This window comes from Romboutsia sedimentorum, assembly GCF_030131845.1.
GTDB classification, from domain to species: Bacteria; Bacillota; Clostridia; order Peptostreptococcales; family Peptostreptococcaceae; genus Romboutsia_D; species Romboutsia_D sedimentorum.
This window is the reverse complement of record NZ_JASKYM010000017.1, coordinates 1-10,056: the sequence shown is the minus strand read 5'-3', so window position 1 is coordinate 10,056 and position 10,056 is coordinate 1. Positions and strand designations below refer to the sequence as shown.

General features: G+C 27.8%; 10 protein-coding genes, 1 tRNA gene, 1 rRNA gene, 1 other RNA gene and 2 other annotated features. Of the genes, 12 read left to right on the top strand and 1 reads right to left on the bottom strand.

The genetic code is table 11. The annotated features are described in order from the left end of the window. The 11 genes from rrf to QOZ84_RS16115 form a co-directional block, all read left to right on the top strand. Positions 1-96: ribosomal RNA gene (rrf, locus tag QOZ84_RS16165) — 5S ribosomal RNA — on the top strand; the annotation flags it as partial. Between the two features lie 246 nt (positions 97-342). Further along, positions 343-557: a binding site (T-box leader), on the top strand. Between the two features lie 296 nt (positions 558-853). Beyond that, entirely contained in the window at positions 854-2,137 is a 1,284-nt protein-coding gene (gene serS / locus QOZ84_RS16160) for a serine--tRNA ligase (RefSeq protein ID WP_284133928.1), read from the top strand. A 56-nt stretch (positions 2,138-2,193) separates the two neighbouring features. Further along, positions 2,194-2,403 (top strand) — a binding site (T-box leader). Positions 2,404-2,505: 102 nt separating this feature from the next. Beyond that, positions 2,506-2,709, top strand: coding sequence for a hypothetical protein (locus tag QOZ84_RS16155; protein ID WP_284133927.1), 204 nt, complete (start codon positions 2,506-2,508; stop codon positions 2,707-2,709). A 735-nt stretch (positions 2,710-3,444) separates the two neighbouring features. Further along, entirely contained in the window at positions 3,445-3,615 is a 171-nt protein-coding gene (locus QOZ84_RS16150; RefSeq protein ID WP_284133926.1) for a hypothetical protein, read from the top strand. Between the two features lie 195 nt (positions 3,616-3,810). After that, positions 3,811-4,263: a nucleoside deaminase gene (locus tag QOZ84_RS16145; RefSeq protein ID WP_284133925.1), complete on the top strand. Its 453-nt coding sequence runs from the start codon at positions 3,811-3,813 to the stop codon at positions 4,261-4,263. A 3-nt stretch (positions 4,264-4,266) separates the two neighbouring features. Beyond that, positions 4,267-4,358: transfer RNA gene (locus QOZ84_RS16140), tRNA-Ser, on the top strand. Positions 4,359-4,387: 29 nt separating this feature from the next. Further along, an RNA gene (gene ffs, locus QOZ84_RS16135) (signal recognition particle sRNA large type) lies at positions 4,388-4,652 on the top strand. Positions 4,653-4,941: 289 nt separating this feature from the next. Beyond that, on the top strand, positions 4,942-6,582 hold the full coding sequence (dnaX, locus tag QOZ84_RS16130; protein WP_284133924.1) for a DNA polymerase III subunit gamma/tau: 1,641 nt from the start codon (positions 4,942-4,944) through the stop codon (positions 6,580-6,582). 61 nt (positions 6,583-6,643) lie between these two features. Further along, a complete protein-coding gene (locus QOZ84_RS16125) occupies positions 6,644-6,988 on the top strand; it encodes a YbaB/EbfC family nucleoid-associated protein (protein ID WP_026899748.1) in 345 nt (114 codons plus the stop codon). Between the two features lie 11 nt (positions 6,989-6,999). Then, complete coding sequence (gene recR, locus QOZ84_RS16120) at positions 7,000-7,599, top strand: recombination mediator RecR (RefSeq protein WP_284133923.1); 600 nt, start codon at positions 7,000-7,002, stop codon at positions 7,597-7,599. A 125-nt stretch (positions 7,600-7,724) separates the two neighbouring features. Continuing rightward, positions 7,725-7,931 carry a hypothetical protein gene (locus tag QOZ84_RS16115; protein WP_284133922.1) on the top strand — a complete coding sequence of 69 codons (207 nt, stop codon included), beginning with the start codon at positions 7,725-7,727 and terminating at the stop codon, positions 7,929-7,931. Between the two features lie 104 nt (positions 7,932-8,035). Here the strand turns inward: QOZ84_RS16115 and QOZ84_RS16110 are convergent, their stop codons facing one another. Beyond that, positions 8,036-9,241, bottom strand: coding sequence for an MGDG synthase family glycosyltransferase (locus QOZ84_RS16110; RefSeq protein ID WP_284133921.1), 1,206 nt, complete (start codon positions 9,239-9,241; stop codon positions 8,036-8,038). Positions 9,242-9,427: 186 nt separating this feature from the next. Between QOZ84_RS16110 and QOZ84_RS16105 the strand changes: the two genes are divergently transcribed. Continuing rightward, positions 9,428-9,658, top strand: coding sequence for a glutaredoxin family protein (locus QOZ84_RS16105; protein WP_284133920.1), 231 nt, complete (start codon positions 9,428-9,430; stop codon positions 9,656-9,658). Positions 9,659-10,056: the final 398 nt, after the last annotated feature.

Genomic DNA, 10,056 nt, shown 5'->3' with positions numbered 1-10,056 from the left:
GATACACCTGTTCCCATTCCGAACACAGAAGTTAAGCTCTTTAGCGCTGATGGTACTTGGTGGGCAACTGCCTGGGAGAGTAAGACGTAGCCACGTAATCTTTTTTTATGTTATAAAGCTTTAAATAAGTAGAAATTCACTATGAATTTTGTACAAAAAATAAAAAATATTATAAAAAAAATAAAATATCTATATCATTTTCGCCGAAAATAGTATATAGTTATAATAATTAGATTTGATAAGTAATTAAAAATTTATATAAAAATAAATAAAAAAATGAATAATACTATTGAAACTTGTTAACATATATAATATAATGAGTATCAAATAAGACAATATAGTTGAAAAGCTTTGAAGGAAACTAGTAAAAAGCAATTTTGTATTCAGAGAGTGAGTGGTTGGTGAGAACTCATTACAATGGTTTTTGAATCTATTCCGGAGCTTCTAATCGGAAATAACAGTAAGATTAGACGTATACCTACGTTACAGGACTGAGAGGATTATATTTTATATAATCAATTAGGGTGGCAACGCGGATTAAGACTTTCGTCCCTTTTATAAGGGATACGAGGGTCTTTTTTTATTACAATTAATTAAGTTTATAATACATGTATTGAAAAATATTATTAATAATAAAATATAAGTTTATAAAAAGTAAGCGCAAACTTTTTATGAGAAAAGATATAATAAGAGAATTTTATAGGCTGTATTTACTAAATTATTAAGTAAAATACTACATTTTAAAGATAAATATTAAAGTTAAGAAAAGGGTTTATTAGTACTAATAAGCGAATTTTAACAAATGAAAATGATAAACATAGCGAAAATATAAAATAAATAGGAGGAATATAAAATGTTAGAGGTTAAAAGAATAAGAGAAAATTTAGAAGATATTAAAAAAGCAATGGATAGAAGAGGGGAAAAAGAATTCGATCTTGATGCAGTACTTGAGTTAGATGATCAAAGAAGAGAGTTACTTAAAGAAGTTGAAGTAATGAAAAATGAGTTGAATATTGAATCTAAAAAAATACCTCAACTTGCAAAAGAAGGTAAAAATGTAGAAGAAGCAAAAGCTACACTAAAAGAATTATCAGATAAAATAAAAGTAATAGATGAAAAAGTTAGAACTGTAGAAGCAGATATGGAATATAGATTAATGAGAATACCTAATGTTCCTCATCCAGAAGTTCCTCAAGGAACAACTGATGATGACAATGTTGAAGTAAGAACTTGGGGAGAAACTCCAAAATTTGATTTTGAAGAAAAAGCTCACTGGGATTTAGGAACAGAACTTGAAATATTAGATTTTGAAACAGCTGGAAAAATAACTGGTTCAAGATTTACTTTATACAAAGGATTAGGAGCAAGACTTGAAAGAGCTTTAATAAACTTCTTCTTAAATACTCATACAGATGAACATGGATATACTGAAGTTTTACCACCTTTTATGGCTAACAGAACTAGTTTTGTAGGAACAGGACAATTACCTAAATTTGAAGAAGATATGTTTAAATTAGAAGGGTTAGATTACTTCTTAGTTCCAACTGCAGAAGTACCAGTAACTAACATACACAGAGATGAAATATTATCAATAGATCAATTACCTATAAAATACTGTGCCTACACTCCATGTTTTAGATCAGAAGCAGGATCTGCAGGTAGAGATACTAGAGGTTTAGTAAGACAACATCAATTTAACAAAGTTGAATTAGTTAAATTTGTTGCTCCAGAAGAATCTTATAATGAACTAGAAAAATTAACTAATGATGCAGAAAAAATGTTACAAATGTTAGGATTACCATACAGAGTAGTTAGAATATGTACAGGAGATTTAGGATTCACTGCTGCATTTAAATATGACTTAGAAGTATGGATGCCAAGCTACAATAGATATGTTGAAATTTCTTCTTGTTCAAACTTTGAAGATTTCCAAGCTAGAAGAGCTGGCGTAAGATTCAAAAGAGATAAAAAATCTAAAGCTGAATATGTTCATACATTAAACGGTTCAGGTTTAGCAGTAGGAAGAAGTTTAGCTGCTGTATTAGAAAATTACCAACAAGCTGATGGATCAGTAATAGTACCAGAAGTATTAAGACCATATATGGGTGTAGATGTTATAAAAAAGAATGAATTATAGAATTTGATTTAATATATAATTTTAGAAAATTTTAAATATGATTTTTATAAAAAAATTTAACTTCTTAGAAAAAGAGAGTAGCATTAAATGGAGTTTCAGCGAGCGAGGGTTTGGTGTAAGTCTAACAACAAAAGTTTATTGTTAAAAGAACTTTGGAGAATATTGTCTGAAAAAATAGTAAGGAATAAGTGCTCTCACCTTAAGAGGTTGAGAGGGTAAGTATACTTATCAATAAGAGTGGTACCGCGGAAAAATTCGTCTCTTAGCCTTTTAGGCTAAGGGGCGTATTTTTTTTATTTAATATTTATAGTGATTTATAAAATATAAAAGGAGATAACAACATGGAATAAAACAACAAAATAAAATTATTGGCATTAGTAATGATGATATTTGTTCCGACATTTAGACTTGCTAATATAGAAAGTAATGCGGTTTACTTGGGTCTATTAGCTATACCTTCTTTGATTATAGTTTCAGTATTATACTTCTTACCACTATGTGGAATTATAGTAGAAATGGCATCAGCTAACCAAGACAAAGAAAGTGTATTATATTTTTGCATAAATCAATAAATTGGTTGAAAATAGGCATTTATAGGAACTTGGGCATTGCTTGGAAGAAATGTATTTGATCATTTTAATGCATATTTGCTTCCGATATTATAAAAATTTATATGTATAGCAATGACTTATATAGCAACTATAGGTGTAAATAAATTTTATAAATTAGGAGATTTCAGTGGTAAATTTACTTTAGCTACTACGGTTATATTTATAGGTTTATCATATATTAGGGTCAATAGCGATATAATTAATAGCATCTCCAGAATTACTAGAAAAAGCAGGTATTATATAGTTTATGATATAATCGCAAATAACTTTGATTTAAATGGAAAAATATTAGTACAGATATAAGCAGCTATAAATTTAATTACATCTATTGCTGCTTATATAATATAGAGGGAGTCTCCAATAAGAGCTATGTTTGGAGAAGTTCCAGAAGGTACATTCCCATTATTTTTAATTAAAAAAGAAAAGATGGTATCTTATCTAATGCACTATGGACTCAATGTCCAATACTAGTAGTCTTAATTGCAATGTCCTTATTAGGGTTAGGATCAATATATACATTCTTTAAAATGCTCACAGAATTATCATCTTTAGCTGTTGTTATTCCTTATGTTGTTCTTATATATGCATATTTAGTATTTAGAAAAAATAGTAAAAATTTATCTTTTAAATTTTTCAAATCTGATGTTTTAGCGTATACTTTAGCATATATAGCTTTGATATTATCATGTGCTAGCTTTGATATTATCATGTGCAGGATTTTTAGGTGCTGGTCTTGATTATGTAATTGACAGTAGTGGAATTGAAGACGTAATTCTTGTACTAAAAACTTATGGAGGACCGATAATCCTTACACTAGTAGGTTTAATAATAAAAAGAGCTTCACAAAATCTTACAATAATAAATTAAAAAATTAATTAGACTCTATATTATAGAGGCTAATTATATAGGAAATAATATAATCTTGAGATTATGGATAAGTATAATTTCGATAATGTATTTTGAAATATTAAATAAAATATAATATATTAATTATAAAAAATTAAGTTGAATTATAAAATAAATTATGATAAGATAGAGTTGTTATAAGTTTTAGGAGGATATATGGAAAAATCATTCTATATGAACGAAGCATTAAAAGAAGCATATAAAGCATATGATAAAAAAGAAACACCTATTGGAGCTGTAGTAGTTAAAGACGGAGAAATTATAGGTAGAGGGCATAATCTTACAGAAACATTAAATGATTGTACCGCTCATGCTGAAATTTTAGCTATAAGACAGGCAGCACAGAATTTTGGTGGATGGAGACTTATTAATTGTGATTTATATGTAACTATGGAGCCATGCATCATGTGTAGTGGAGCAATAGTAAATTCTAGGATAAAAAAGCTTATAATAGGAACTAAGCATATAAAAAATTCATATACAGAAAAACAACATGAATTTAAAATAGATTATTATCAAGACAATAACGTAGAAGTGTCTTTTGGAACTTTAAAAGATGAATGTTCTAAAATATTACAGGAATTTTTTAAAGCTTTAAGGAAAAGATAACAAGGAGAGTTGGTCGAGTCGGTCGAAGGCGCTCGCCTGGAAAGTGAGTATGCGTCAAAAGCGTATCGTGGGTTCGAATCCCACACTCTCCGCCAGAGGAAATTTAAATATGGTTGTAATTTTGCTGTACTAGATGGGGAGGTAGCGGTGCCCTGTAACCTGCAATCCGCTATAGCAGGATTGAATTCCATCTAGAGGCTTATCTTTTGTAGGGCTGCCCTAAATAAGTGGTGTTGATGCTTAGGTCCTGCGCAATGAAAGCTCATAAACCCCGTGAGATCCGGAAGGAAGCAGCGGTAAGTGATCACTTTTGTGTGCCGCGGGGGTGCCTAAGTTGAGCTAACTGTTTAGGTAACGCCTATGGAAGTAAGTCAATAGATGGTGTACAGCATTTAAATATATAAAAAACAAATCTCTTAATTTTAAGGGATTTTTTTTATTTAACAAAACTTTAAAATTTAATAAAACAAATAAGAATATAAAAAATATATTCATAATTAATATGATAAAATTATATTATGATAAAATGATATAATATTTGAATATGTTGGAAAAAATAATATATTGAGTATACTTTTTTATGTTACATGAAAAATTATAATTTATAGAAATGTGATTTAAGAAAGTGTTCATTTATAGAGGTTCAATAGAATACTTTTTTATTAAGGAGAGATAAAAATGCATAAGGCATTATATAGAGCGTATAGACCTCAGAATTTTGAAGATGTTGTTGGACAAGAGCATATTACAAGAACATTAAAGAACCAAATAGAGAACAATAATGTTGGACATGCATATTTATTTTCAGGTACTAGGGGAACAGGTAAGACATCTACAGCTAAAATATTTGCTAGAGCTGTAAACTGCATAAATAGTATTAATCAAGAACCCTGCAATGAGTGTGATGTATGTAAAGATATATTAAATGACAATATAATGGATGTTATAGAGATAGATGCTGCATCTAATAATAGTGTAGACGATATAAGAGAACTTAGAGAAAATGTAAAATATTCACCTACGAAGTCAAAGTATAAGGTGTATATAATAGATGAGGTACATATGTTATCTCAAGGTGCATTTAATGCTCTTTTAAAAACACTAGAAGAGCCACCATCATATGTTATATTTATACTAGCAACTACAGAACAACACAAGATTCCTGCAACTATTTTATCAAGATGTCAACGATTTGACTTTAAGAGAGTTACTGTTAACGATATGACAGATCGTATGAAAAAAATATGTAATGAAGAAAATATAGAAGTTGAAGATAAAGCACTTAATTTAATAGCTAGAAATTCTCAAGGGGCACTTAGAGATGCACTTAGTATGTTGGATCAATGTATATCTTTTGCAGATCATAAAATAGAATATAAGGATGTAGTAGAGTTACTAGGAACTGTAAATATAGAGCAGTTATTTGAAATGGCTAAATTTATAATAAACCAAGATACAAAAGAATCTCTTCAGATATTAAATGAATTTATTATATGGGGAAAAGATATAAGGAATTTAATAAATGATTTAATAGATCATTTTAGAAACCTTATGGTTTGCAAAGTATCTACAGATCTTGATGAGATTATATCTTTACCAGAGGAAATAATAGATCAATTAAAACTGCAAGCTAGTGATGTAGATGTAAATGATATTATTAGAGTTTTAAATATACTATCAGTTACACAAGATACTATGAAAACTTCTACAAACCCAAGGGTATTAGCAGAAATAACTATGATGAAAATTGCTCAGCCTATGTTTGATGAAAGTAAAGAGGCTCTTATAAAAAGAATTGAGAATTTAGAAAATAGAATAGAAACTGGAAATATAAAGGTTAATACTAACAATATAGAGAATAATAGTGAAGTAGAAAAAACTAATGTAGCCGAAGAAGAAATAATATACGAAACAGTAAAGAGTGAAGACGTAAAATTAATAGAATCATCTTGGACAAAAATAAGACAAAGCATTAAAGATGATAAACAAAGTAAGCAAATGCCTGTATATTTCTTATTAGGAGATGTAAGCAGTTTTAATGTTTATGAAAATATGTTATATATAATTTATGGAGATGGATTTGAGTTTGCAAAGAAAAGATTAAGTGATCCGAATACTATAGCATACATAGAAAAAATGATAAGAGAAACTTTAAATAGAAGTTTCAGTATAAAAGTAATATTAGAATCAGAAGTTAAAAATATTAGTTTAGAAATAAAAGACGTTAAAAAAGATAAAGGCGAAGAAATTTTAAAAGAATTAGTAAATGAAGATATATTAGAAATAAAACAAAGTATTGAAGAAAATGAACATAAATAATAAATACTATTATGATATAATATTAAAATAAAATAATAAGTTTTTAAGGAGGATTTTAATCATGGCTAAGAAAGGTTTTGGAGGCGGAATGATGCCTGGAAATATGAACAATATATTAAAGCAGGCTCAAAAGATGCAAGAAAACATGCAAAAAATGCAAGAAGATTTAGAATCAAAAGAAGTTGAAGCCTCAGTAGGAGGAGGAGCTGTTACTGTAAAAGTTAACGGTAAAAAAGAAGTTATAAATATAGCTATAAAACCTGAAGTTGTTGATCCAGATGATATAGAAATGTTACAAGATTTAGTATTGAGTGCTGTTAATGAAGCTCTAAGAAGTGTTGATGATATGCAAGCGTCTCAAATGAACAAAGTAACTGGAGGAATGAATATTCCAGGATTATTCTAGTAGGTGATAATATGCAAGTTTATACAGGCCCGATAACAAGGCTTATAGAAGAATTTTCAAAACTTCCTGGAGTAGGAAGAAAAACAGCTCAGAGATTAGCTTTTCATGTTATAAATATGAATATTAATGATGTAGAGTCATTATCTAAAGCTATAGTAGAAGCTAAAAGAGAGATAAAATATTGCTCAATATGCTGTAATATAGCGGATAAAGAAATTTGTAGCATGTGTTCTAATAAAAATAGAGATGATAGTGTTATTTGTGTAGTGGAAGATCCAAGAGATGTAGCTGCTATGGAAAGAACAAGAGAATTCAAAGGTAAGTATCATGTATTAAACGGTGTGATATCTCCAATGGATGGTATTGGCCCAGACATGATAAAAGTAAAAGAGTTAATATTAAGATTAGGAACTCATGATGTAAAAGAAATAATAATGGCTACTAATCCTACCATAGAGGGAGAAGCTACAGCTATGTACATAGCTAGACTTATAAAACCAATGGGCATAAAAGTTACAAGAATTGCTCATGGATTACCTGTAGGTGGAGATTTAGAGTATGCAGATGAAGTAACTATATCTAAAGCTCTAGAAGGTAGAAGAGAAATATAAAAATCGGGGTAAATACCTCGATTTTTTGTATTTAAGCTTAAAGTATATATGATTTATTGAATAAAAATTTCAATGAGAGTATAATTTAGGATATGTTTAATTGAAAATTTCAATGGGGGTATAGTATGAAATCAACTTTGAATTTAGAAGCGTGTAAAAATGTTGAAGAAACAAAATCAGATAAAAGTAAATATGATAAAAATGACGATATGAGTTTATTAATTCAGAAAAAATTTAAAAAAACTCCAAAGAATAAAAATACTGATTTTAGAAATAATTATAAAAACTATCAATATGACTATGAAGAAGATTTATATGAACCGAGATACTAAAAATAAATATGTTTATATTAGTAAATTGATATTAATTTAAATTATTTACATAAAAACCCTCTATTAGATATTATCTAATAGAGGGTTTTTATGTAAATAAAGGTTTATCTAGATTCGCTATTTTCTTCTAAAATATCTATAACTAAATTAGCTATGTTTTGAGACGAGTTGAATTTTCTTATAGATTTTATATTTCGTTTAAGCATATCTAATCTAGAAGAATCATCTATAAGAACTTTTAATAAAACGGATAGAGTGTATTTCTTTGTTGTTCTAAGTGCTGCTCCACAATTAGAAAGAAACTCTAAATTTTCTTCTTCTTGTCCAGGAATATAATAAGGAATTATCATTGGAACATCTTTTAATAATGCTTCAGTAGTAGTTAGCCCACCTGGTTTGGTTATTAAGACATCTATAGAAGCTAAGATATCGTTCATTTTTGTAGTATATCCTAAAACACAGACATTCTTATTTTGTGTATGAGAAAGTAAATTTTTATCTAATTTTTCTTTTAGGCTTTCGTTTCTACCAGTTACTACTAAAATTTGAAAATCTCTATCTATATCTAGTAGTTCAGCTAAAGTTTCTTTTATATTTCCTGCTCCAAAACTACCGCCCATAAGTAATACTGTGAGCTTATCAGGAGATAGACCTAATTCAAGTAAAACAGTTTCTCTATCTCTATTAGATAAAAATGATTTTTCAACTGGAATACCGAAAGTTTTAACTTTAGAACTATCTACTCCTTCAAATACCAGTAATTCTTTTACGTATTCATGACCAACTATGTAATAATCTATTTCATTTTGAATCCAAGTAGAATGTGTTGTATAGTCTGTTAATACAGAAATCATAGGTGGAACATTTATGTTGTAATGATGTTTATGGAATGTATCTCCTAAATTTGTATTATTATTTTTAGATTTTTTTAAAGTACTTAGAGCAATCATAGGGAATGGATGAGTTCCTATAATTACATCAGGATTAGAATCATTAAGAAGCTTTTTAAATTTCTGAGCCATAAAGGATATAAGCAAATTACCTTTAAATTCATTTTTAGATACTAAACTATTTTCAGAAAATCTGTAGACACTTCCATAAGCTTTAGGTGTGTATATAGCAGACTTTTCATATCCTCTAGATATTATTTTATCCATCGTATTATTAACTAATTTTAAACTATCTATTATTTCACATTGTATAGGTATTCCATCAATTGATTTTTGTTCTAATTCTTCTTTAATTGCTCGAGCAGCTCTGTTATGTCCTCCGCCAGTAGAAGCAGACATAATTAATACTTTTTTGCTCATAATAAAATCCTCCTAAAATGTAGAGTTATATTGAACAATAATACAATTTTTTGTATTATTAGTTATACTCAACAAATTCAATTTGTTATATATTAGATTATATACTAATACAAGTTAATAATAATCTAATATAATATAAAAAAAAATACAAGCATTTATATATTAAATGTAAAGGAGCTAAAAATTATGCAAAATGTAGAAATATATACAAGTGATTCATGTATTCAATGTATAAAGGCGAAAGAGTTTTTAAAAAATAATAATATTGAATATATGGAACATAATATATCTAAGAATTCAGAAGACAGAAGGACTTTAATTGGTATGGGGTATATGTCAATACCAGTTACTATTATAAATGGAGAACATGTATTGGGATTTGATTTAAATAGAATGAAAAAGTTGTTAGGAATTTAATATATTTAACGTAAAACATAAAAAAAGTGTAAAGAAGTAAAAAGTATTTGTTTATAAGTATAAAATACAATACTTTTTTACATTGTTTTTTATAGAATGAACAACATATTTTTAAGTTGTATAAAAAAATATATATTACATATAATAAGCTGGAAACTATGGAATTACTATATTTAAAAAAAATTAAAAAAGAAAATAAAAAAAGTTTTGAAAAAGTGTTGACGGTGTTATTTAAAGATGATATAGTATTACTTGTCCTTAAGAAAAGGGACAACAAAAAAAGAAAAAATGAACTTTGAAAATTAAACAGTAGGTTAATTTATAGAATTTGAAACAACCAAGAAACATAAAGCCAGATATATAACAGTATCTGAGCCCTAGATAAACTTTTATTTAAG

Excerpts from the sequence above, each read along its gene's own strand:
- recR (WP_284133923.1), top strand. The coding sequence starts at position 7,000 with ATGCAAGTTTATACAGGCCCGATAACAAGGCTTATAGAAGAATTTTCA.
- QOZ84_RS16115 (WP_284133922.1), top strand. The coding sequence starts at position 7,725 with ATGAAATCAACTTTGAATTTAGAAGCGTGTAAAAATGTTGAAGAAACA.
- QOZ84_RS16110 (WP_284133921.1), bottom strand. The coding sequence starts at position 9,241 with ATGAGCAAAAAAGTATTAATTATGTCTGCTTCTACTGGCGGAGGACAT.
- serS (WP_284133928.1), top strand. The coding sequence starts at position 854 with ATGTTAGAGGTTAAAAGAATAAGAGAAAATTTAGAAGATATTAAAAAA.
- QOZ84_RS16105 (WP_284133920.1), top strand. The coding sequence starts at position 9,428 with ATGCAAAATGTAGAAATATATACAAGTGATTCATGTATTCAATGTATA.
- dnaX (WP_284133924.1), top strand. The coding sequence starts at position 4,942 with ATGCATAAGGCATTATATAGAGCGTATAGACCTCAGAATTTTGAAGAT.
- QOZ84_RS16145 (WP_284133925.1), top strand. The coding sequence starts at position 3,811 with ATGGAAAAATCATTCTATATGAACGAAGCATTAAAAGAAGCATATAAA.
- QOZ84_RS16125 (WP_026899748.1), top strand. The coding sequence starts at position 6,644 with ATGGCTAAGAAAGGTTTTGGAGGCGGAATGATGCCTGGAAATATGAAC.